We start from the raw sequence: 23,490 nt of genomic DNA, 5'->3' as shown, positions 1-23,490 counted from the left end.
CCGGTCTGGATCGAAGGTGACTGCGTCGAACTAGGTGATATTCATGCCATTTTTGCCGTGCACATAGCGTTTGCGCGATGCCGTACTTGCTGCATTGCTTTGGCTTTGGCATGTGATCGGCAGTCTTGTCTTCATTAGAAGTTATTCAGATGCCGTCTATCGCTTGATGTAACTTTGCTTCAAGTGACGGATGAGAATTCGTCTGTTTCCAGATGTCATGTCTACCTAGATGTACATAAAAATTGCTGGTAGGTATAATTTACAGTTTTGAATATTGTACATCGAATCAAGATTCTCTGCCGCAGCAGAAGAAGAGATCGGCGCGAGACAAATGGCGAGGCCTAGATTGCGAGCGCAGGCATTGGCAGGAGCCCTTAAGCATTCAACTCGACATGGCTCAATTCTGGTCAGGGCCCAGGATCGGCCCATTGCCGACGCCTTGTCTCACTACGGAGAATGGGCGCAAATCGAGATCGATTTCATTGCCCAGTTCATCCGCGATGAGGCCGTCGTACTTGATATCGGGGGGCACGTAGGAATCCATGCTCGCGCGTTTGCAAGGGCGGCAAAGAACGTCACCGTTCATTCCTTCGAAGCGCAACCTCAGTTGGCGCAACTGCTGACCCTAAATGCGCAGAATGCCGCTGGCCAGGTGCATGCGCATTCTGTCGCGATCGGTGACAAGATCGGGCGGGCCTATATCAGCGCGCTACCAGATGACGGATGGGTGAATGCAGGCGCTCAATCCATAAGGAGCGCAAAAAGAGCAGGCGATTTCAGCGTCGACGTTACGACGATTGACAGCCAGGGCTTCAGCCGTGTCGATTTCATCAAGATGGATATTGGGGGGCATGAGGCTGCTGCGCTCAGGGGGGCGTCAAATACCATAGACAGGTGCAGGCCTGTGATATTCTGTGAGGTAAAAACGATAGAGCAGGCGGCAAGAATTTTCGAAGAGATTTCGCTATTCGACTATTCAGTATATTTCGTGTCTACGGCTGCGCATAATGTAGATAACTTCAAAAAAAAATCCAAAAATATATTTGGGGTTGCTCATGGGGCGGCGCTCCTTCTTCTGCCAAAAAAACACAAGGCCCCATCGCCGGTGGGGGCCAGTGTCTGCATGCCGGTAACAGGGTCGGAGAAACTGGCCCCGCATTTCGTGGCAGCTCCCCGCCACGGCGACGATATCGAGCACGATCGGAGCATCGTAGCTCTGCACGAAGAATTGCGCGCCGCACGTCAGGCAACGGAAACGGCGGCGCAGCAACTCGCCTCAACGCAGGCAAAACTGGCTGAGCAGCAAGACGCGCTTTCGCTGTATCAGCTTCGCCACGACCGTCTCGCAGGGTTCGTTTCTCACGACCATGTCGCTGCGCGCCGGAAGGGGGTTCTTGGTGCTTTGTCTCGTCGATTTGGACGTTCGCAGCTTGCGCGAACGTGCCGCAAGCTTATCAATTCGGGTCTTTTTGATCGAAGGTGGTATAAGGCAAGCTACCCGGATGTAGCCGCCTCTCACTACGAGCCTGTGGTCCACTACATACTCTACGGCGCCTATGAGGGGCGCGATCCGTGCAGCGTGTTTGATACTTCCTACTACCTTGAGAACAATGACGACGTTCGCAAGTGGGGCGGCAATCCACTGCTCCATTACATCGATCACGGGGAGCGGGAACTCCGCTGGCCGAACCCCAAGTTTGATCCTGAAACCTATTTGAAGGCCAATCCGCAGGCGCGAAGAGATATCCCGTTATTGCGCCAGCATCAGTTGAGCGGCGGCGGCGTCGAGCCTGTTCAGCCGCCATACAGGCCCACAGCGCCGGATTGGGGGGCATTCATTGCGCTTGTAGACGATGCAGAGTCGCGCTCGGCTGGGCACGGCAGCTCGACGGTCGACATCATAGTGCCTGTCTATCGCGGATATAGCGACACGCTAGCCTGCCTCTTGTCGGTGCTGGAGAGTCCGAACAGGACTGACTTTGAGCTTGTCGTCATCGACGACGCCTCTCCCGAACCGGAACTGTCGGCCGCGCTGGAGCAACTTGCCGCGATGGGGCTGATCACATTGCTGCGCAACGATCGCAACCTTGGTTTTGTCGCAACGGTAAACCGCGGCATCGATCTTCATCCGGATAGGGATGTTCTGCTGCTGAACAGCGATACTTTGGTATTCAATGACTGGCTGGACAGACTCCGAAGCCATTGTCTTGATGGCAGCGTGGGAACGGCAACGCCATTCACCAACAACGGTACGATTTGCAGCTACCCGAAATTCTGCGTGGACAATCCAGGCCTTCAAGACATTTCATTTGCCGAGATCGACAGTTTGGCGGCCGCCGTAAACCGCGGCGCATCCGTCGAGGTGCCGACAGGCGTCGGGTTTTGCATGTATGTCACGCGATCCGCGTTGAATGCGGTCGGCCTCTTCGATGTCGAGACTTTCGGTCGCGGCTATGGCGAGGAGAATGATTTCTGCTGGCGGGTATCCGCGATGCAAATGAAGAACCTTCATGTGCTCGACGTTTTCGTGTTCCACTCCGGTGAGACATCATTCAGCACGGGAGCTGCGCAGGCAAAGCGTGATGGATATCAAGCGCTGGTCAACAAGCATCCGGACTACCCGGCCACCGTCCAGCGGTACATCAAATCCGACCCGGCAAAGACCGCCCGTGCAAGGCTCGATCTGGCGAGGCTGGTCGGCGGCTCTTTCGACAAAGTCGCACTTTGTTTCACTCACGCATGGGGCGGAGGGATCGAAAAATACCTCCGCGATCGGGCCCAGCTAGGGAAACTCACGGGCGAAGCGATCCTTTGCGCCATTCCGGTTGGCGGTGGCGCAGGTTTCCGAATAACAAACGTATATTTCGATGATACAAAGTTGAATTTGCATCATTTCCGTCTGGTTGACGATATTGAAGAGCTAAAAGATCAGCTGGAAGGCATCGTAACTCATATTGAAGTGCATAGCACTGTTCGATGGGGTGGCGATGTCCTGCGGTTCGTTCCTAAGCTGGCGGCAGAGCTTGGGGCGTATTTTGACTTCATGTTGCATGATTATGCTGCAATATGTCCGCAGATAAATTTGATGAACGGATCTGGTCGGTATTGCGGTGAGACCGGTGTCGATCAATGTCGGCTTTGCCTGTCGCAAAATCAGGAAACGCCCCAGGCGATCCATCCGGACTGGAAGGCCAGAGGCATGGACGACATCATGGAGTGGCGGCAGCGCTACCAAGAGTTCCTATCGCAGGCAAGGGAGCTCGTCGCCCCAAGCCAGGATGTGATTGACCGGGTGTCGCGCTACTTGCCGCCACGGCCGTTCATATTGCGCCCACACGTCGAGCCGGACAGGCCATCTGCGCGCGATGTGGCTGTTCCATACCAGGGCGGAAAGCTCAGGGTGGCAATCATCGGCGCCATTGGCGACCAAAAGGGGGCCGCATTCTCGAGCAGTGCGTTGCGGATGCATCCAGCCGGGCGCTTCCCATCCAGTTCTGCATTGTCGGCTACACAAGCAGCGCAATCTTGAACGCCTCGTCCGAGATTTCGGTTACAGGCGCCTACAAGGAAGATGAAGTCTTCGATCGATTGCAGGAAGTTGGCGTCCATGCCGCGTTCCTGCCATCCGTTTCGCCGGAAACCTATTCCTACACCCTCTCGATCGCGCTGCAGGCCGGGCTTCCCGTGTTTGCCTTTGATCTCGGTGCCATTGGGGAGCGGCTGCGCAAATTGAAGAGGCGCACTCTCCTCCCGGTCGAGGCCATGCATGATGCCCAGCGTATCAACGATGCGCTCATAGGGTATTTCGACCTCGGCCGGCACGATGCGCCTCGTCTTGGCCGTGGCTTGCAAGGGGTTGAGCCTGAGCGGGCCGTCAATTAGGGGTAGAGCCTGCCAATCGACCAGATTGTCTTCATCATCAACATCCCGGAGGCGCCGGCCTAGGCACCGCGATGCCAGGGCCGGAACCGACGGCGGCGTGACCGCCGTTGAGCGATGCGCATCGACGGCCTTACGCCACGAGGTCGAGCCGGCGAACGAGATCCGCGAATTCCGCCGCCGACAGTTTCGGCCGTGCGGCGAATTCCATCACCGCATCAAAGGCTTCGCGTGGCGCGTGCTGCTTCATGCCGCCCAGCATGGCCGCGCGCTCGTCGGGCCGTGAGGCCGGGATCATGATCTGCATGAAGGCCATCGACTTTTCCGGCGGCAGCGAGCCGACGATGCGGTTTTCGATCTCCGCCAGTTCGGCATCGGTGAACAGCGACCAAAGCTGCGGAGCCGCCACCGTCTCTTCCTCGAACATGTGTTCGAGGTCGTGCGCCACATAGGCGCTGAAGGCGAGATAGAGGCGGCGCCCGAGTGCGGGCCGCTTGGCGGCCGGCGCCTTTTCAATCTCCGAGATGATCGCCTCGAGCTCGGCAAAGGTCTTGCGGTGGTCGTCGTGCTGGTGGTCGAGCCGCTCGACCGACACCGCGCCGCGCGCCTTTAGCGCATTGTGGATGTGATGATCCTCGTGCTGGACGTGGGAGGCGGCGAGCGTCAGCAGGGCGCGCAGTTCGGTAAGCAGCGCTACCTGGGGTATGCTGAAATCGGCGCTGCCCAGTCGCGGGAGAAGCTCGCACTGGGTCTTGCGGAGGCCCTTGTGCACGGCGCCATAGATGTCGTAGCGGCCGTTGAGGTCGCTGGTGCTGTTGAAGTCGGTCATGTTGATGCTCCATCGTTGGTTTGTGTGGCGCGCATCTACGGACGCGGTGCGAAATTCGCTCCCTAAAAGCTTGCTAAGGCGCTCCTGTCGTTCCTAAAATTTTGCTATCGGTGGTTGAACGAGTTGGGACGGTCGAACGAGTTGGAGAGTGTGATGATCGGCGCGGATGTGGCTGCGTTTATCGACGGCCCGGTGATGATCCTTGTCTCGACGCGCAACGACGAGGGCCGCGCCTTCATCGCGCGCGGCACCGGCGCCCGTTTCGACCGGGCGACGGGATGCATCGACGTGCTCGTCAATTCCGGCCTGTGGCCGGAGGTGGCGGGCCACGCCGTGCCGGAGGCGCGGATTGCCGTCACCGTGGTGCGCCCCGGCGACTATCGCGCCTACCAGGTGAAGGGCCGGATCTGCGAGGTGGCGGCCGCGAGCGGGGCGGAGCAGGCGCGGGGGCGGGCCTATGTCGAGCGCATGTTCGACGTGATGGGCGATCTCGGCGTCAACCGGGTGCAGCTGTCGCACACGCTGACCGACTGGGATCTCGTCCGCTTCAGCTTCACCCCGACCGATCTTTTCGTGCAGACGCCCGGTCCCGGGGCGGGCGCGCGCCTAGCACAGATGGGGGCGTCATGACGCGTCTATGGGATATCCGCGACAGTTTCGAGGGCGTCATCCCCTCGGTGGTGGCGACGACCGGCGCCGACGGCATGCCCAATATCTCCTACTTGTCGCATGTCCACTATGTCGACGAACGGCATGTGGCGCTGTCCAACCAGTTCTTCTCAAAGACTGCCGAGAATGTCCGCCACAGCGGCATGGCCACCGTCATGGTGGTGGACGGGCGGACCGGCCAGCAGCACATTCTCGAGCTGCGCTTCGGCCGTTCGGTCGACGGTGGCGAATTGTTCGACCGTGTGGCATCCCATCTTGCCGTGACCAGCGCCCGCCAGGGCATGGGCGAGGTAATGAAGCTGCGCAGTCTCGACATCTACGCGGTTGAGGATTGCCGGCCGGTCGTCGGCCCCGCGCCGGCGGTCGCGCCGGAGACGAACGCGCCGGAGCGCCATCATCTCGATGCCGCGGCCCGCATCTGCGCTACCGTCGCCGCTCAGGGTGACCCGGAACTGATGCTCGACGGCGCGCTCGCGGAACTGCACCGGCTGCTCAGCTACGGCAATTCGATGGTGCTGGTGCCCAACGCAGAGGCGACTCGGCTCACCACCATCGCCAGCCGGGGCTATCCGACCTTCGGCTTCGGCTCCGAGGTGGCGGTGGGCGAGGGCACCGCCGGGCTCGCCGCCGCCATCCGCCGGCCGTTGCGTATCAGCGACATGCGGCGCGGGCTGCGCTACGCCTCGGCGGTGCGCGCAGTGATGGGCAGCGAGGCGGTCTCGCCGATCCCGTTTCCGGCGCTGGCCGAGGCGCGCAGCCAGCTGGCGGTGCCAATGCTGGGGCGCGGCCGGCTGATGGGCGTGCTGTTCGTCGAATCCGAACGGAGCTACGCCTTCGACCACAATGACGAGGAGGCGCTGTCGCTGGTCGCGACCCAGCTCGCCATCAGCCTGCTGCTGGCGGAACGGGACCGCTCGGAAGCTGGAACGTTGCCGCCTGAAAGTCACCAGCCAGCGTTGGCCCCGGTGGCGCGCCGTATTCGCGTGCGCTACTTTCCGCTCGACGGCAGTATTTTCGCAGACGACGAGTACATCATCCGCGGCTTGCCAGGGCGGCTGCTCCAGCATTTCCTCTCAGCCTATCTTGAAACCGGACGCACTGATTTTTCCAACCGTGAGATCCGCCGCGACCGCTCGCTCCAGTTGCCAGATTTCAAGGACAATCTCGAAACACGCCTCATTCTCCTGCGCCGGCGTCTCGAAGAGCGGGGCGGGCGGATCCGGCTCTTGAGGCCAGAACGCGGACAGATTCGTCTGGAGTGCGATGGTATTCCGGAGATCGAGATTGTGACAGGTTGAGCCTGTGCTGATGCATGTCAGCGTCAAGCGAACGAAGCGATCCTCGGCAGATCTTCGGTCGCCGAGCCGCAGTTGATGTCGACATCTTTGGCCAGCAAGCCGAGAGCCGCTTATGGTCGATGATCCAGCCGTCGTTGTTGTGCTGGATCATCGAACATAGGTTGCTATCGGCAGTTGCAGAACGGCAGCACGTTGCACGCTGTGCAGTTCTCCGAAATGATGCGATGCCGACACTTGGCCGACAGTCGCTTCCGGGGTGTTGCAAGCGCCGCCTGATTCTGCGGCTGAAACAGCCTCTGGCGCCGAAGTGGTCGATGTCTCGTAAGCTCTGGTTTTCTGGGGAGATATGGTGCCGCTTAGGTGACTCGAACACCTGACCCCATCATTACGAATGATGTGCTCTACCAACTGAGCTAAAGCGGCTTCCACATTTCGCGACCCGAGGGCCGCGAGGCAGTGAGTGCCTGATAGCTTCATTGCGTCAGGAATTCAAGACGCCTTTGAAGGGTTTTGACAGGTAGCGTAAAAGTCGCCGCCTGTCGGGAACTCCGGTGCGCAACGCGGAGGCGCCCCCACGCATGGTACGCCTTGCCAGTTGGCCGGGATGGGCTTGTTCAGGCGGCGAGTCTCGCCTTGGCAGCCACATATTCGCGGGCCAGGCGCGCGACCAGTTCGGCTACCGGCACGACCTTGTCGACAGCGCCGATGCCCTGGCCACAGCCCCAGATGTCCTTCCAGGCCTTGTATTTGTTGTCGCCCTCGAAATCCATCTGCGAGGGATCGGAGACGGCGAGGTTGTCGGGGTCCATGCCGGCGGCGCGAATCGAGCCCTTGAGATAGTTGCCGTGGATGCCGGTGAAGAGGTTGGAATAGACGACGTCGGCGGCCTTGGAGTCGACGATCATCTGCTTGTAGGCTTCGGCGGCGCGTGCCTCCTCGGTGGCGATGAAGGGCGAGCCGATATAGGCGAGGTCGGCGCCCATGGCCTGGGCGGCGAGGATTGCTCCGCCATTGGCGATGGCGCCCGACAGGAGTAGCGGGCCGTCGAACCACTGCCGGATTTCCTGGATCAGCGCGAAGGGGGACAGGGTGCCGGCATGGCCGCCCGCACCCGCCGCCACTGCGATCAGCCCGTCCGCCCCCATCTTGATCGCCTTGCGGGCGTGGCGGTCGTGGATGATGTCGTGCAGCACGATGCCGCCATAGGAATGGACGGCCTGGTTGACCTCCTCGACCGCGCCGAGCGAGGAGATGACGATTGGCACGCGGTACTTCACGCACAGGCGCAGATCGTGCTCGAGGCGCTTGTTGGACTTGTGCACGATCTGGTTGACCGCGAAGGGCGCGGCCGGACGATCGGGATTGGCGGCGTCGTGGGCGGCGAGATCCTCGGTCACCGCGGCCAGCCATTCGTCGAGCTGGGCTTCGGGGCGGGCATTCAGCGCCGGAAACGAGCCGACGATGCCGGCTTTGCACTGTGCGAGAACCAGCGGCGGATGTGAGATGATGAACAGTGGCGACCCGACCACGGGGATGCGCAGATTGTTCTTGAGGATGTCAGGCAGGGCCACGCGTCTCTCCCGGTCGCTTTGACGTTTCCGTAAACGTCATCCCATATAGCAGATCGTGCCGTAGCGGCAATGCGGCGACATCGGTGGCGAGGGCTGCAATTTTTGATCCTGATCGACGCCATTGTATGCGGTTTGGCGACAAAAGGCCGACCACGCCGTTGATTGATTGAGCCTCTGTCGCTAACCATCTGGCAAGACAGGCGCCGCTGAGGGACAACGGTTGGATTCGATCGAAAAGGCGATCCGGAACGCTTTCGAGAAGGGCGATCCCGACAATCGCGAATTTCGCGAGAAGGTTTATCGCGCGGCATTCGCCGCGCTCGACCGCGCGCTGAAATCAAACCCGAACATGACGGTCGAGGCGGCGATCAACCGCCGCAAGGGTCTGCAGGCCAAGATCGACGAGATCGAATCGGAATTCGTGCCGGCGGCACCGGCGGCAGCACAGGATGCGGCCCCCGAAGTGTCGCTCGGCGGCAATGGCTCTGCCAGGGCACCAAGCGTGTCGGTCGGCAACGGCGGCGGCAGGGCATCGGGCGTGACGCCCGTCGTGCCCGACATCATGCCCGATGCGCCGCTGCCGCCGCCGGCCAGGTCGCGGCAGAAGCTGAGCCGTGCCGAAAGGCGCGCGGCGGAGCGGGCCGAGCGGTCGGGACGCGGCCGGTCGCTGGCGGGGATGTTCTTTGCCGTCAGCCTGCTCGCCATGGGCGGCATCGGCGTGTGGTGGGCCGTGCAGACCGACCTGTTCAAGTCGGCGGCAGAGCGCGACACCTCCGTCCACAATCCGCCCAAGCAGCTCGAAAGCGAGGATTTTTCGCCCGAGGCGACGGCACCGCCGCTACGCTCGGGCGAGGCCGATCAGTCGCGCAACTGGATCACGGTGTTTTCGCCGGCCGATCCGACCGACGTCAGCGCGCCGAGTGGCACCAGCGCCGAAGTCACCCAGGACGACACAGGCCGCTTCCTGCGCATCCGCTCGGGCAGCACCGGCTCCGCCATCAGCTTCGACGTCGGCCAGGGCGTGCTCGAACAGATCGCCGGCAAGCATGCAGTCTTCGACATTATCGCCCGCGCCGAGGAAGGCAAGGAGACGCAGATGGCGGTCGACTGCAATTTCGGCGAGCTCGGCGATTGCGGCCGCAAGCGCTACCTCGTCGGCTACCAGCGCGGCGAATACCTGTTCGAGATGGATGTGCCCGACAAGCAGCCGGGCGCTGCCGGCTCCATCGCCATCAACTCGGACTTCGAAAAGCAGGGCAAGGCGGTCGACATCTACGAGATCAGGGTTTCGGTCAGCGAGTAGGGGCGGCTCGGCTCAGTCGAGCAGCGCCTGAAGTGTCTCGATGCGGTCGGCTTCCCCCGGCGGCTTGTCCCAACGCAGGCGCGAGATACGGGGAAAGCGCATGGCGACGCCCGATTTGTGGCGCGTTGAGCGGCTGAGCCCCTCAAAGGCCACTTCGAGCACCAGCCCGCTGGCCTTGTCGGCGCGCACCGAGCGCACCGGGCCGAAGCGCTCGATGGTGTTGTCGCGAATGAACTTGTCGATCAGCTTCAGTTCCTCGTCGGTGAAGCCGAAATAGGCTTTTCCCACCGGCACCAGCTCTTCGGCGCCTTCCGGCCCGGTCCAGACCCCGAAAGTGTAGTCGGAATAGAAGCTCGAACGCTTGCCGTGGCCGCGCTGGGCATACATGAGCACGGCGTCGACGGTGTGCGGATCGCGCTTCCACTTGAACCAGGGACCTTTCGGCCGGCCGGCAAGATAGGGCGAGTCGAGCCGCTTCAGCATGACACCCTCGATGATCGGGTGGGGCGGCGCTCGACGCATTTCCTCGAGCGCCTGCCAGCCGGCGAAAGGTACCAGCGGCGACAGGTCGAAACGATCAGGATCGAGCGTGGCGACAAGGCTCTCCAGCCGCGCGCGGCGCTCGGTGAAGGCAAGCCCACGCAGGTCTTCGCCGCCGGACTGCAGCAGGTCGTAGCAGCGAATGAAGGCCGGATATTGCACCTGCATCTTGGCCGACACGGTCTTGCGGTTGAGCCGTTGCTGCAGGTCGGAGAAGGTGCCGGTGGCCTCGCGGGGAATGCCGACCATCAGTTCACCGTCGAGGGCGGCTTCGAACGCCATCGCCGCCACGACATCGGGAAAGGCGCCGGAGATATCGTCGCCTGTGCGCGAATAGAGCCGGCGCATGCCGCCTTCCGACACCGCCTGAACGCGGATGCCGTCCCATTTCCATTCGGCGGCATAGTCGGCCGGCGCGAGCTTTTCGAGGTCGCCGTCGCCGACCGGGTGGGAAAGCATGACCGGCCTGAACAGCGCGCTGGCGGCCTTTTGCGGTTTTTCCGCGTTGCCCTCGAGCCAAGCGAAAAGCTCGGCATAGGGCGGCGCCAGCCCATGCCAGAGCTCCTCGATCTCGGCTACGTCGACCGGGCCGAGATCGGCGAGCGCCTGCTTGGCGAGCCGTGACGACACGCCGATGCGCAAGCCCCCGGTGACCAGCTTGAGGATTGCGTAGCGCGCCGGGACGTCGGCCTGGTCGAGCAGGCGGGCGAGCACGGCGGGGGCGTCGGAACGGCTCGCCGATTGCAGTCGCTCGACCACTTCGGCGAGTGTGATGTCGTGGTTGGGGCGCTGGCCCGGCGCCTCCGGCCAGACCAGCGAGACGGTCTCGGCGAGGTCGCCGACATAGTCGTAGGAATAGGCAAACAGCACCGGATCCATGCGTTCGACTATCAGCTGGCGCAGCATGGCCGGCTTGACCGAGGCGATGCTGAGATCGCCGGCAAGCGCCGCGAGCGCCAACCCGCGGTCGGGGTCCTCGACCTCGCGGAAATGGTCGGTGATGAGTTTGAGCTTGCCGTTGCGCGACGGGGTCAGCACGAGTCGGTCGAGGAGTTCGGCGAAGCGGTTCATCAATCGCCCTCGTCCTCGTAGCCGACGAGATGCAGCGGCCGGGCGGAAATCCCTGTGAGTTCGCACCAGCGCACCAAGGCCTCCTCGCGGCCGTGGGTGACCCAGACCTCACCTGCGCCCGTATCCTTGATCGTGTCGGTGAGTTCGTCCCAGTCGGAATGGTCCGAGATGATGAGCGGTAGCTCGACGCCGCCCTGCCTGGCGCGCTGGCGGATGCGCATCCAGCCCGATGCGAAACAAGTGAGCGGGTCGGGGAAGCGGCGCGCCCAGCGGTCGGCGAAGGTTGCCGAGGGCGCAACCACGATGGCACCAGTGAAGTCGCGTTTGTCGCCGTCCTCGACGGTTGCCGGCTCGAGATGGCCGAGATCGACGCCCCGGCTCTGGTAGTATTCGCTGAGCTTCGTCAGCGCGCCGTGGATGTAGATCGGCCGGTCGTAGCCCTGGTCACGCAACAGGCGGATGACGCGCTGCGCCTTGCCGAGCGCATAGGCGCCGACGAGATGCGTGCGCTCGGGGAACTGGCGCACCGACTTCAAAAGCCGGGCGATCTCGTCCGAGGCGCCGGGGTGGCGGAACACCGGCAGGGCGAAGGTCGCCTCCGTGATGAAGACGTCGCAGGGCACCACCTCGAAGGCAGCGCAGGTCGGATCCTTGGTGCGCTTGTAGTCGCCTGACGCGACGATGCGCAGGCCGCCGTGCTCGACCGATATCTGTGCCGAGCCGAGCACATGGCCGGCCGGGTGGAACGAGACCGTCACGCCGCCGAGCCTGATCTCTTCGCCGTATGTCATCGCCTGCGTACTGCCGGCGAAATTCGGTCCGCAGCGGATCGCCATGATGTCGAGCGTCTCGCGCGTCGCCAGCACTTTGGCGTGGCCGGGGCGGGCATGGTCGGAATGGCCGTGGGTGATCAGCGCGCGGCCGACGGCCCGCACCGGGTCGATGTAGAAATCGCCTGGCGGGCAATAGAGCCCTTCGGGACGGGGATGAAGCAGTTCGCTGGCGCGCATCGCCTCAAGATAGGTATTTGGCGCTTGCGTGAAAGGGTGGTTTGGCAGTAATGCGCGCCACCTTCTTCTTTATTGCCCCTCCTTCCTTTCGCACTTCCCTCATTCCGGATGACGCGTTTGACGCTGTTGCAGCTCTCTTCCAACGACCTGCTTGCCGACCGGCGGGCGGATTATGCCGAAATGCTATTCGCCTCGGGCGACCACGCCGCCGCAGCCGAACTTATGCTCGGTGCGATGGAGATCGCGCCGGCCTGGGCAATGGGCTGGTTTCGCCTCGGCGAGATGCAGGAGGCCGCGGGTGCGCTGGATGCCGCGGCGGAGGCCTGGCGCACGTCGCTGAAGCTCGAGCCGGCCGACCGGCCGGGTGCGGCGTTGAAGCTGCAACTGATCGGCGCTGCGCCGGCAAGCGAGAACCCGCCGAGCGCCTTTGTCGAAACCCTGTTTGACCAGTATGCCGACAAATTCGACCATGCGCTGGTCGATACGTTGCACTATCGTGTGCCCGAACTGCTCAATGCGGCGATCGCCGCGACTGGTCGCCCACGCTTCGCCCATGCCGTCGATCTCGGCTGCGGCACGGGGCTGATGGGCGTGAAGCTGCGCCCGGTGGTGACGCAGCTAGACGGCTACGACATCTCGGCCGAGATGCTGCGCAAGGCGCGCGACAAGGGCGTCTATGACCGTCTCATCAAGGCCGATCTCCAGGAACTCAGGCCGGAGGGCGACCAGCCCGACCTCGTCACTGCAGCCGATGTGTTCATGTATGTCGGCGCGCTCGACCGCATCTTCGCGACGGTGACCGCAATGCTGGCGCCGGGTGGCATTTTTGCCTTTTCGGTCGAGCGCTTTGCGGGCGAGGGCGCCTTCGAACTGCAGCCGTCGCGCCGCTACGCCCATTCGGAGGCCTATGTGCATGGCCTGATCGCCGCAGCCGGTCTGAAGCTAGTTTCGCTGGACCGTGCCGTGATCCGCCAGGACCGCCGCGAGCCGGTCCAAGGGCTGATCGTAGTGACGGAGCGGCCAGCAGCCTAACGGCTTTGCGGGCTGCCGAACATGCCGCGCGACCGCAGCGGCTTTTCGGCCGGTTTGGCGGTGACCCCGGCCTGCTTCTGCAATTGCTCTATCTGGGCCTGTAGTTCGCGGACGAGCTTTTCCAGCGTGGCGATGCGGTCTTCGTGGGAGGCGGTGTCGGTCATGGGGGTGTTCGGCTTGATCCTGCGGGCCAATCAATCTTGGGAATGCGCTCTGAGGCTGACCTCGGTGCAAAGGGCGATCAGATCACATCCGTAGCTGCATTCCAAACTGACGAGGGCAGCCTGCCCATTTGCGATACGACGCAATGCGTTCTGAATGTGAGCCGCAAATTCTGTGTGATACTTCTCTGCGGCACTTGCGTGTGGGGCTGGGAAAAGTTGCGCAAGCCGCGCACTCACATCAGTCCAAATCGCTAGGCCACCTCGAATTATCTCGATATGCTGGATAATATTGCCTTCGCGGAAATCGTTCGCAAGAAAAGGCTCCACCTCCCTGAGTTGAAGCTCAAAGGTCGCGCTATCGGTACGGGAGAGACCAAGCGTGACTGATCTCTCTGCGACGGCGACGCTTGTCAGCCGACCGTCATGGAAGGTTGGAAAAGGTGGCTCTGACATAAGCAAACTATGCAACGCTAGATTAAGAAAGCGCAACGGGGCACAGTCGGCAACGCATACCGGGTATAGCCCGTCCCAGGGCGGCGCATCACTAATGATCCCTTTTTGTTCCAGATTTCGCTTGGCGCGGCAAATTCCTCGCGCTAGGTCTGGCGCGTGACGAGCCAAGCGCGACTGGAGCCGAAGACCTCAGGTGCCATGCTGCCGGAACCATTCGAGCGATGGTTCGCCGAGCGCGGCTGGTCGCCGCGTGCCCATCAGCTCGACCTGCTTGCCACCGCCCAACAAGGCAATTCCGCCCTGCTGATTGCGCCCACCGGTGCCGGCAAGACACTGGCCGGGTTCCTGCCGGCGCTGACCGATCTCGCCACGCGGCCCAAGAAGCGGCCGGGCGAGCCGCAGCGCGGCGTGCATACGCTCTACATCTCGCCGCTGAAGGCGCTGGCCGTCGATATCGAGCGTAATCTCGGCAAGCCGGTCGACGAAATGAGCCTGCCGATCACCATTGAGACGCGCACCGGCGACACGCCGGCTCACAAGCGCACGCGCCAGAAGCTTGTGCCACCGGATATTTTGCTGACCACGCCGGAACAGCTGGCGCTGCTGATCGCTTCGCCGGACGCCGCGCGCTTCTTTGCCGACCTGCGCTATCTGGTGCTCGACGAGTTGCATTCGCTGGTGACATCCAAGCGCGGCCATCTGCTGGCGCTCGGGCTGGCGCGGCTGCGCAGCTACGTGCCTCATTTGCAGGCGATCGGGCTGTCGGCGACGGTCGCCGAGCCGGACGAGCTCAGGCGCTGGCTGGTGAGGCAGAACCCGGCTGGAGAAATGGCCGAGCTGATCACGGTATCAGGCGGTGCCAAGCCCGAGATCACGATCCTTGATTCCGAGGAGCGCGTCCCTTGGTCGGGCCATTCGGCGCGCTATGCCATCCCGGAGGTCTATGAGGCGATCCGCAAGCACCGGACGACGCTGCTGTTCGTCAACACCCGCAGCCAGGCCGAACTCTTGTTCCAGGAGCTGTGGCGGGTCAACGACGACACCCTGCCGATAGCGCTGCATCACGGCTCGCTCGATGTCGGCCAGAGAAGGCGGGTCGAGAAGGCGATGGGCGACAATGCGCTGAGGGCAGTGGTTGCGACCTCGACGCTCGACCTCGGCATCGACTGGGGCGATGTCGATCTCGTCGTCCATGTCGGCGCGCCGAAGGGGGCGAGCCGGCTCGCCCAGCGCATCGGCCGCGCCAATCACCGGATGGACGAGCCGAGCCGGGCGATCCTGGTGCCGGCCAACCGCTTCGAGGTCCTGGAGTGCCGGGCAGCACTGGAGGCCAATTACCTTGGCGCGCAGGACACCCCGCCTCTGGTCGAGGGCGCGCTCGACGTGCTGGCGCAGCATGTGCTGGGTAGCGCCTGCGCAGCACCGTTCGATGCGACGGAGCTCTACGACGAGGTGAGGGCTGCCGCACCCTATGCCGCGCTCGACCGCGAAACCTTCGACCGCGTCGTCGATTTCGTCGCCACAGGCGGCTACGCGCTGCGCACATATGAGCGCTATGCCCGCATCCGCAGGAACAAGGACGGCAAGTGGCGCGTGTCGCACCCGCGTATTGCCCAGCAATACCGGCTCAATGTCGGGACCATCATTGAAGCGCCCGTGCTGAATGTTCGCTATACCCGCGCCAAGGGCAAGTCGGGAGCGGGCACTGCGGCTTCGCTCACCCTGCGCGGCGGGCCGGTGCTCGGCCAGATCGAAGAGTACTTCGTCGAGACGCTGTCGGTGGGCGACATGTTCATCTTCGCCGGCAAGGTGCTGCGTTTCGAGGGTATCCGCGAGAACGAGTGTTACGTTTCGACTGGCGGCGGCGGCAATGTGCTGGTGCCGTCCTATGCCGGCGGCAAGTTTCCGCTGTCGACCTACCTCGCCGAGCAGGTGCGCGGCATGTTGGCCGATCCCGCGCGTTGGCGGGCGCTGCCCGAGCAGGTGGCGGACTGGCTGCGCATGCAGCAGCTGAAATCGATCCTGCCGAGGCGCGAGGATCTTCTGGTCGAGACTTTTCCACGCGGCGAACGCTTCTACATGGTGGCCTATCCGTTCGAGGGCAGGCTGGCGCACCAGACGCTCGGCATGTTGCTGACCCGCCGGCTGGAGCGCATGGGGGCGCGGCCGCTGGGTTTCGTTGCCACCGACTATTCGCTCGCCATCTGGGCGCTTGGTGATCTCGGCTCGATGTTCAAGGCGAAAAGGCCGTCGCTGGCCGAACTGTTCGACGAGGACATGCTGGGCGACGATCTCGAAGCCTGGCTCGCCGACAGCTGGCTGCTCAAGCGCACCTTCCGCAATTGCGCCGTCATTTCCGGCCTGATCGAGAAGCGCTTTCCCGGCCAGGAAAAGAGCGGGCGGCAGGTGACGGTGTCGGCCGACCTGATTTACGACGTGTTGCGCAGCCATGAGCCCGACCACATCCTGCTCAAGGCGACGCGGGCGGATGCGGCGAGCGGGCTGCTCGATGTCAGGAGACTGGCGGAGATGCTCTCGCGCATCCGGTGCAGAATCGTTCATAAGGACCTCGGTCAGATCTCGCCGCTGGCCGTGCCCGTAATGCTGGAGATCGGCAGGGAGCCGGTCAACGGCGAGGCCAACGACTCGCTGCTGCTCGAAGCCGCGGAGCTGATCGAAGACGCGATGGGAAGCGCATGAACATTGCCGCGCGCGAAGTGACGAAAGCCGGCTGCGAGGCGATTGCTATCGCCGGTATGCGCGCCGTCTGCGATCAGCGTGGGGCGCTGCATTTTCCGGAGCTCGACCTGCTGGTCGTCTCCGACCTGCATCTCGAAAAGGGCTCTTCACATGCCCGCCGCGGCAGGCTGTTGCCGCCATACGATACCGCCGCGACGCTGGCGCGGCTGGCCTCCGTCGTGGCGGATTACGCGCCGCGTTTCGTTGTCAGCCTAGGCGACAGCTTTCATGACGGGGAGGGTGCGGCGCGCCTGCCGGACCCCTTCCGCGACAGCCTGATGGGGTTGATGAAGGGGCGCGAATGGTTCTGGGTGGCCGGCAACCACGACCCGGAAGCACCCGCCGACCTGCCCGGCGAGACGGTCGAGGAAGTGGCGGTCGGCGGGCTGGTGTTCCGCCACGAGCCGTCGAAGGGCCATGCCGAGGGCGAAATCGCCGGGCACCTGCATCCATGCGCCCGCATCGTCCAGCGTGGCCGTTCGGTTCGGCGGCGTTGTTTCGCCAGCGATGGCGAGCGCCTGGTCATGCCGGCCTTCGGTGCCTTCACCGGTTCGCTCAACGTGCTCGACCGGGCTTATGGCGGCATGTTTCGCGGTGGTGCGCCCACCGCCTACATGATCGGCACGAGCCGTGTTTATCCGATTGCGGGGTCTTTGCTGCGGCCGGATTAGGGCGTCGGAGCAATCCTGTCGGACGGTAAGGACGCCAGGGTTTTCTGGCGCAACGGCATGGATTCCCGACACTCTCCGCTCCCTGCGGTCGCTCACGAGGTCGGGAATGACGCGCCTCATTTGGTGCTCCCCCAGCTATGCAGCCTTTCCACCAGGCACCAACGTATACGATTGAAAGAGGCCGCAACTGCAACCCGTCATTCCCGACCTTGTGAGCGAGTGGAACGAGCAGAGAGTGTCGGGAATCCATGCCGTAACGGTGACGACGTCAGTGCCGGTGCAGAACATTTTTTCCCCAGTGGCGTCCAGGCCGGCTTCGGGCAGGGAAGATCAACTGAACGCTGACTGAACGCTGGACGTGGCGGAACAGCGTACCGACCCGTATCGGCCGCCAAGATCGGTTGCGGATGTGATCCGCCCCGCCCTCAATCCTTCCTGAAGATGATGCGTCCCAGCCAGCCGGTGAGCATGGCTAGTCCGATGGCGAACAGGCCGTAGCCGAAGCCGTGGTCGTTGGCGAAGCGGAAGATGGTCTGTTCGAAGCCCGACTTGACGATGGCGAGTTGCGTCGAGCTTTCCTTGATAAACAACCCGTTGCGGAACAGGAAGGCGCGCGCCTTGTGGGTGCCCACCGGCACATTGGGGGCGAGGTGGAGCGTAGCGCGAAACAGGTTCTGCGACAGGAACTGAACGCCACCGATATTGTCGCTGTAGAGGCCGAGCGCCTGCTTGCGCTCGCGTAGCGCGTCGGTGAATTCGTCGATGGTCAGCGGGTTGCCGCGCTTCTCTTCCGGCTCGATGTAGATGTTGTTGATGCCGAGCGACAGCTGGCGGTAGCTGTTGGGCTCGGTGATGTCCTGCGGCTGGCGCGTGGTCGCCATGGAATAGGACACCGGCACGTTGACGAAGGTCTCCGAGCTGGTGTTGATCCACATGCCGAGCACGCGGCTCTTGCGGCGGACCACGACGGAGCGCGCGGGGCCCTCGAGCACCACGATGACGTCGTAACGGCCCTGGCGGCTGATCAGCGGATCGGGATTTTCGAGCGCGCCGAAGATGGTGAGGTCGGCGCCGGAAAAGTCGGCGGTGATCGCTACCCGGTCGGTCGACAGGCCTATCTGGATGCCTTCCTGCGGGGCTTGCTGGGCATGGGCCGGCAGGCCGGCAAGAAAGGTGGCGATTGCGACGACAGCCGGGAAGCGCATCACAACCCGACTCCGCTCACGCTGGTCAGCGAATAGAGATTCTGCGGCTTGACGAAGAGGTCGAAGCCCAGGCGCAGCGCCACCGCAAGCACGAGCAGGGCGAGCAAGGCCCGCAGTTGTTCGCCGCGCAGCTTCTGGCCCGCCTTGGCGCCATACTGGGCGCCGGCCACGCCGCCGAGCATCAGCACCAGGGCGAGCACGATGTCGACGGTCTGGTTGGTGGTGGAGTGCACCAGAGTGGTGAAGGCCGAGACGACGACGATGTGGAACAACGAGGTGCCGACGACGACGTTGGTCGGCACCTTGAGCAGGTAGATCAGCGCCGGCACCATGATGAAGCCGCCGCCGACACCCATGATCGAGGATAGGAAGCCGATGCCGATGCCGATGCCGAGCACCGGAATGACCGAAACGAACAGCTTCGAGGTGCGGAAGCGCATCTTGAAGGGCAGGCGGTGGATCCAGTTGTGCTGGCCGGATTTCTTGAGTGCCGGCGGCACGCCGGCCTTGGTCTTGCGCAGGGCGTTGACGCTTTCGATCAGCATCAGTCCGCCGACTGCGCCGAGGAAAACGACGTAGAGCAGCGAGATGAACAGGTCGAGCTGGCCGATGCTGCGCAGGAGGGCGAAGACGAAGCCGCCGGCCGCCGAACCGGCGATACCGCCGACCAGCAGCATCATGCCGAGCTTGAAGTCGAGCGTGCCGCGCTTGAGGTGTGCAAGCGCGCCGGAGAAGGATGAGGCGATGACCTGGTTGGCACCGGTGGCAACCGCGATCGCGGGCGGGATATTGTAGAAGATGAGCAGCGGCGTGATCAGGAAGCCGCCGCCGACCCCGAACATTCCCGACAGAAAGCCGACCGCCGCGCCCATCGCCAAGAGCACGAACGCGTTGACAGACAATTCCGCAATCGGGAGATAAATGTCCACCCTTCAGTCTCTGCAAAAAGATGTTGCCGCCACCCGTTGCCGGGTGCCGGTTAGCTAGCGGGCACTTGCGCCCACATTAGGGCAAAGCCAAACGTCCCGCACTCGAAACGGAAAATAACTCAATCAGTTAACCGTCAGGTAAAGACGCGGCGGCAAATGCCGCCGCCCTAGCGATTATTTGCGGGCGACGAGCGCCTGCGCCAGCACTTCGTCGATCTCGCCCGTGGGCGCCATGGCGTTGTCCCTCTGGAAGGCGACGATGGCGTCCTTGGTCCTCTGGCCGAGCATGCCGTCGGGCCTGCCGGCGTCGTAGCCGTTCTTGTTGAGGATCGCCTGAACGTTCTGGACGGCCCTTTTCATGTCAACGCCGGCGGCGGGAGCATCCTGCCAGGCGGCCGGAACCTCGATCGCGTTGGCGGCCGGGTCGAGGGCCTTGGCCTGCCAAAGCTCGGTTGTCGCCTTGGCGCGTTTGAGTTGCTCAGGCGTCAATGCCTTGGCGATCTCCTCGCGCTTGGCGGCGGCATCATTGTCGCCCTGCTTGGCGACCAGCGCGAACCATTTGTAGGATTCCTCGAGGTCCTGCTGCATGCCGACGCCCTTGGCGGCGAGGATGCCGAGATTGAACTGGCTGTCCTTCACGCCGAGTTCGGCGGCATTGTTGAACCAGCGCGTGGCCTGGTCGTTGTCGACCGTGCCGTCGGCGCCCATGGCGAAGAGCACGGCCAGGTTGTGCATGGCGCTGGCGTTGCCCTGGGCCGCGGCGAGCTGGTACCAGGTCTTGGCCTTGGCCGCGTCGCGCTCCACGCCATTGCCTTTTTCGTACATGTTGCCGATGCGGTACTGCGCCGGCGCGAAGCCGAGTTCGGCGGCCTTTTCATACCACTGGGCGGCAGCCTTGCTGTCGGCAGCGACGCCACGACCTTCGGCATAGCGCGAGCCGATCTCGAACAGCGCCTTGGTGTCGCCGGCGATCGCTGCCTCGCGCAGGGCTGCCGGGCCGATGGCGTCCGGCATGGAGGTTGAGGCGCTCGCGACGGGGGTCGGGGTGAGCGCCTGCGTCACGACGGGTGCGGCGGGGATCGAGTTGGTGATGCGGTTGTCGAGCGCGACCGCGACGGGTGCGACGGTCTCCGTGGTTTCGGCGGCGACCCGCGGTTTGGCGGCAGCCGTTTGGACGATCTCTGGCTTGTCGACGCTGCGCACCGGGGCTGCGGCACTGTCGAGCGCCTTGGGGGCAACGGCCGCAACCTTGGCCGGCTCATCGGACGGCTGGGGCGTGACGCTGGTGGACTGGATCGGGTCGCTGAGGAAGGCCTTGCCGAGCTGCATGCCGGCAAGTGCCAGCATGACTGCGCCGACCGCCATCAGCACGGACTTGCGGCGCGCCTTGACCAGGTCGCCGATGCGCAGAGCACGCACCGGACCCTTGAGGTCGGAATTGCGCTTGAGCGCATCCGCCTCGGCAGCGGCCGCTTGTGCAGCGCGGCGGGCAGCGGCGATGAAGTCTGCCTTGGCGGCGTCCGTTTCATTGACGCGCGCCGGCTGGCCGCGCTCGTCGCGCACGCGGCGCATGATGGCGTTGAGATCAGGCGCGCCGGAGCCGGGCTCGAGCGGACGATTGGCGATCTTTGGATCGAGCGGCGCATCGAGGGCGAGGCTGGGGGCAGGGGCGTCCATGACCGGCTCTGCGACCTCGGCCTTGGCCGGCTCCTCCTTGGCCTTCTTGGTGAAAGCACGGGCGATGCCGCCGAACATCGACGACTTTGCGGGCTTCGGTTCCTTCTTGTCGGCGTGAACGCCGCCGAGCGCTGCCACGGCGGCAGCGGCTTCGGCAGCAGCCTGCGCCGGGCTGCGCGAATGCCGGTCGTCGGATGCGGATTCATCGGCACTGCGGCGACCGAAGGTGGCGTTGGCCTCGGGAAGCGGGGCCGGCTCCTCTGGGGCGAGAGAGGGGGTCTCGAGCACGGCGCGGACTGGTTCTTGATCGGCGATCGGGGCAGTGAGAAGCTCGGCCACGGAAGCCGGCGGTGCTTCTGCGGGAACCGGATCGCTGGTTTCAAGCGAGCCGAGCCGGTCGACGATCTTCAGCAGGGTGTCGTGGATGGCCTCGAAGGTCTTGCCGTTGCGCTCGTCGGAACGGCGGGTCAGCGCTTCGAGCGCCTTGAGGTCTTCCGCAAGCCCCCCGACCGCGACCGCCTCGGTGTTGGAACCGACGAACGAGCGGACGGCGTTCTCGGCTGCCTGGCGTGCGGCTTCGACAAGCGCCTGGTGATTGCCGGCGACGGAGCGCTCGATTTCGTCGAGGCGCGGCCGGATGTCCTCGAACTCGGGCAGCGGTGCTCCGGGTCGCGAAAGGTGGGCCGTCAGTTCGCTGACCTGCGCTTCGAGGCTGCGGATCAGTCCCGGATCGATGCTCGAGACCTGTGCCGCGGAGGTTTCCAGCCGGCCGGAGATATCCTCAAGGCGGGCTTCGAGTGCGCGCATCGCCTGTTCGCCAGCAGGATCAGAGCGGTTGGTTTCGAGGCGCTGGGCGAAGGCGGTGAAGCGCGCGTCGATCGCTTCCATGATGCCGGAATGGTCGGTGGCGGGCTGCGCCGACTGCCGGTCCAGGCGCTCGGTGAGGTCTTCGAGCCGACGCTCGAGGTCGCGGAAAAGAGCATTGCCGTGTTCCAGCGCGTCGCCCTGGCGGCGCTCGAACACCTCGGCCAACGCGTCGAAGCGCTGCTCGATGCCCTGGAAGATCAGGCCTGCATCCGATGCAGCCGGCGTGCGCTCGATCTTGTCAGCGATCAGCGAGATCTGCTGGCCGAGACGCGCGACAGCCTGCTCGGGAATGTCGGTGCGGGCCGCGATGTCGTCGACGCGCTGGGCAAGCGTGCTGAGCCGGTCGATGATCTCGGCCGTCGGCTGGTCCGCCGTCACCTCTTCGATCTGCTGGGCAAGTGCGGCGATGCGGGCCTCGATGCGCTCGAAAGGCTCGGGACTGAAGTGCGGCGTCTGGGCGGCGACCGTCGAGGCGACGATGGCACGCGAGATTTCGTCGAGACGCTCGTCGATCAGCCCGAACATCTCGTCGCTATGGCTGTCGCGCTGGCGCACGAACTGGTCGATCGCGCTAGCGAGTGTGCGAACCTTGTCCTCGATGGAGCGCAGCGACAGCGATTCCGGCAGGTTGTTGACGGCGTCGTTGATCTGTTCGAGACGGTCGGCCAAGGCGACGATTGCCGGATCTTCGCCGCGCGGTTCGGCAGCGGCCGACATGCGGTCGGCGACATCGGCCCAGCGGCGGTCGGCCGAGAGAATGGTTTCCTCGCGCGCCAGATCGGACAACGAACTGCGCATCTGTTCGAGTTCGAGGCGCAGCATGTTGACGCTCTTGTCGTCGCTGCGCTCGGCGAGCGAGTGGATGGCGCCCGACAGCCGTTCCAGTTCCAGGCCGAGCTCGGCGCCCTCGGCGCCGGCAGCACCTGCGCGGCTGGCGCGTTCGATGTCGTTGCGCAGCAGCTCGAACTCGCGCTGCAGACCGGCGCTCATCTCGTGGCGCATCTCCTCGCGCAGCGCGCGGAGTTCGCCGGCGATCTGGCCGATGGCGGCGATGCCGTCCTCCTGGCCGCGGACGCGGTCGATGTCGCGGGCGATCGCATGATATGGCCGCTCGTATGGGGCACTGCGGCCATATTCGCCGCGCGGGGTATAGCCGGCGGCGGGTGCCTGGCGCTGCGAAGGCCGATATGGTTCGGCGTCTTCGTCGCGCGTGCGCTCGAGCCGCGCTTCGAGGTTCTCGAGCGAGCGGTTGAGCTCTTCGAGCGACGCATAGGGACGGCGCTGCCTGCCTTCGTTGAGGGTGTCGAGATAAGACCGCTTGTTGTTCATCGAAACGCCCGTTGGTCAGAGTGCTGGTCCAGGACCAGAGGTCTCAAATCCTTGCCGGGATCGGGGTTGCGAGGCGCCGCGCGGGAATTGGCTTCCTGGGGCTTTTCGCCGCCTTCCGAAACCGTGAACAAATCGATACATGATGACCACGGGTGAACCGACATGCGCACATTTCGCCCAACGTGGTAAACAAGCTCTTAACCAACCTTAAGAATGTGCGACGATCTGACGATCAAAACGTCCAAAATTCCCTT

Annotated in this window: 16 protein-coding genes and 1 tRNA gene; 8 read left to right on the top strand and 9 right to left on the bottom strand. The window is 63.7% G+C overall.

Features of this window, described 5'->3' with window-relative positions; genetic code table 11:
* Positions 1–274: 274 nt before the first annotated feature.
* The gene (locus ABSY17_RS20250) at positions 275–3,529 is read left to right on the top strand and encodes an FkbM family methyltransferase (RefSeq protein WP_378944624.1); all 3,255 of its coding nucleotides are present in this window, start codon (positions 275–277) and stop codon (positions 3,527–3,529) included.
* A complete protein-coding gene (locus ABSY17_RS20245; protein ID WP_378944622.1) occupies positions 3,526–3,882 on the top strand; it encodes a hypothetical protein in 357 nt (118 codons plus the stop codon). Before ABSY17_RS20250 ends, ABSY17_RS20245 begins: the two co-directional genes overlap by 4 nt.
* 130 nt (positions 3,883–4,012) lie before the next feature.
* Here ABSY17_RS20245 and ABSY17_RS20240 read toward each other — a convergent pair whose 3' ends face one another.
* On the bottom strand, positions 4,013–4,708 hold the full coding sequence (locus tag ABSY17_RS20240) for a hemerythrin domain-containing protein (RefSeq protein WP_378944619.1): 696 nt from the start codon (positions 4,706–4,708) through the stop codon (positions 4,013–4,015).
* Between the two features lie 153 nt (positions 4,709–4,861).
* On the opposite strand from ABSY17_RS20240, the gene ABSY17_RS20235 reads away from it, so the two are divergent.
* Both ABSY17_RS20235 and ABSY17_RS20230 read left to right on the top strand, forming a co-directional pair.
* Positions 4,862–5,338, top strand: coding sequence for a hypothetical protein (locus tag ABSY17_RS20235; RefSeq protein WP_378944616.1), 477 nt, complete (start codon positions 4,862–4,864; stop codon positions 5,336–5,338).
* A complete protein-coding gene (locus ABSY17_RS20230; RefSeq protein ID WP_378944613.1) occupies positions 5,335–6,675 on the top strand; it encodes a GAF domain-containing protein in 1,341 nt (446 codons plus the stop codon). The genes ABSY17_RS20235 and ABSY17_RS20230 overlap by 4 nt, the downstream gene beginning before the upstream one ends.
* Positions 6,676–7,022: 347 nt before the next feature.
* Here ABSY17_RS20230 and ABSY17_RS20225 read toward each other — a convergent pair.
* Positions 7,023–7,098 (bottom strand) — tRNA-Thr (locus ABSY17_RS20225).
* 191 nt (positions 7,099–7,289) lie between these two features.
* Positions 7,290–8,246: an NAD(P)H-dependent flavin oxidoreductase gene (locus tag ABSY17_RS20220; protein ID WP_378944610.1), complete on the bottom strand. Its 957-nt coding sequence runs from the start codon at positions 8,244–8,246 to the stop codon at positions 7,290–7,292.
* Positions 8,247–8,466: 220 nt separating this feature from the next.
* Here ABSY17_RS20220 and ABSY17_RS20215 point away from each other — a divergent pair, with 220 nt between their 5' ends.
* The gene (locus ABSY17_RS20215; RefSeq protein WP_378944607.1) at positions 8,467–9,549 is read left to right on the top strand and encodes a hypothetical protein; all 1,083 of its coding nucleotides are present in this window, start codon (positions 8,467–8,469) and stop codon (positions 9,547–9,549) included.
* A 12-nt stretch (positions 9,550–9,561) separates the two neighbouring features.
* On the opposite strand, the gene ABSY17_RS20210 is transcribed toward ABSY17_RS20215, so the two are convergent.
* Together ABSY17_RS20210 and ABSY17_RS20205 are read right to left on the bottom strand one after the other, a co-directional pair.
* Positions 9,562–11,160: a cisplatin damage response ATP-dependent DNA ligase gene (locus ABSY17_RS20210; protein ID WP_378944604.1), complete on the bottom strand. Its 1,599-nt coding sequence runs from the start codon at positions 11,158–11,160 to the stop codon at positions 9,562–9,564.
* The gene (locus tag ABSY17_RS20205; RefSeq protein ID WP_378944601.1) at positions 11,160–12,170 is read right to left on the bottom strand and encodes a ligase-associated DNA damage response exonuclease; all 1,011 of its coding nucleotides are present in this window, start codon (positions 12,168–12,170) and stop codon (positions 11,160–11,162) included. Before ABSY17_RS20205 ends, ABSY17_RS20210 begins: the two co-directional genes overlap by 1 nt.
* Positions 12,171–12,287: 117 nt before the next feature.
* Here ABSY17_RS20205 and ABSY17_RS20200 point away from each other — a divergent pair, with 117 nt between their 5' ends.
* On the top strand, positions 12,288–13,202 hold the full coding sequence (locus ABSY17_RS20200) for a methyltransferase domain-containing protein (protein ID WP_378944598.1): 915 nt from the start codon (positions 12,288–12,290) through the stop codon (positions 13,200–13,202).
* Here the strand turns inward: ABSY17_RS20200 and ABSY17_RS20195 are convergent.
* Positions 13,199–13,366 (bottom strand): hypothetical protein, encoded by a 168-nt coding sequence (locus ABSY17_RS20195; RefSeq protein WP_378944595.1) that lies wholly within the window; start codon positions 13,364–13,366, stop codon positions 13,199–13,201. The genes ABSY17_RS20200 and ABSY17_RS20195 overlap by 4 nt on opposite strands.
* A 651-nt stretch (positions 13,367–14,017) precedes the next feature.
* Here ABSY17_RS20195 and ABSY17_RS20190 point away from each other — a divergent pair.
* Together ABSY17_RS20190 and pdeM are read left to right on the top strand one after the other, a co-directional pair.
* On the top strand, positions 14,018–16,519 hold the full coding sequence (locus ABSY17_RS20190; protein ID WP_378952899.1) for a ligase-associated DNA damage response DEXH box helicase: 2,502 nt from the start codon (positions 14,018–14,020) through the stop codon (positions 16,517–16,519).
* The gene (gene pdeM, locus ABSY17_RS20185; protein ID WP_378944592.1) at positions 16,516–17,229 is read left to right on the top strand and encodes a ligase-associated DNA damage response endonuclease PdeM; all 714 of its coding nucleotides are present in this window, start codon (positions 16,516–16,518) and stop codon (positions 17,227–17,229) included. Before ABSY17_RS20190 ends, pdeM begins: the two co-directional genes overlap by 4 nt.
* Positions 17,230–17,654: 425 nt before the next feature.
* On the opposite strand, the gene ABSY17_RS20180 is transcribed toward pdeM, so the two are convergent.
* From ABSY17_RS20180 to ABSY17_RS20170, 3 genes are all read right to left on the bottom strand, one after another.
* Positions 17,655–18,434, bottom strand: coding sequence for a TIGR02186 family protein (locus ABSY17_RS20180; protein ID WP_378944589.1), 780 nt, complete (start codon positions 18,432–18,434; stop codon positions 17,655–17,657).
* Positions 18,434–19,363, bottom strand: a complete 930-nt coding sequence (locus ABSY17_RS20175) for a sulfite exporter TauE/SafE family protein (protein ID WP_378944586.1) — start codon at positions 19,361–19,363, stop codon at positions 18,434–18,436. The genes ABSY17_RS20180 and ABSY17_RS20175 overlap by 1 nt, the downstream gene beginning before the upstream one ends.
* A 174-nt stretch (positions 19,364–19,537) precedes the next feature.
* Positions 19,538–23,236 (bottom strand): peptidoglycan-binding protein, encoded by a 3,699-nt coding sequence (locus tag ABSY17_RS20170; RefSeq protein ID WP_378944583.1) that lies wholly within the window; start codon positions 23,234–23,236, stop codon positions 19,538–19,540.
* Positions 23,237–23,490 lie beyond the last annotated feature (254 nt).

The organism is Mesorhizobium sp. ANAO-SY3R2 (assembly GCF_042466635.1).
In the GTDB taxonomy this organism is placed as follows: Bacteria; Pseudomonadota; Alphaproteobacteria; order Rhizobiales; family Rhizobiaceae; genus Aminobacter.
Note: the sequence above shows the minus strand (reverse complement) of the source record. Positions and strands in the feature narration are given on the sequence as shown.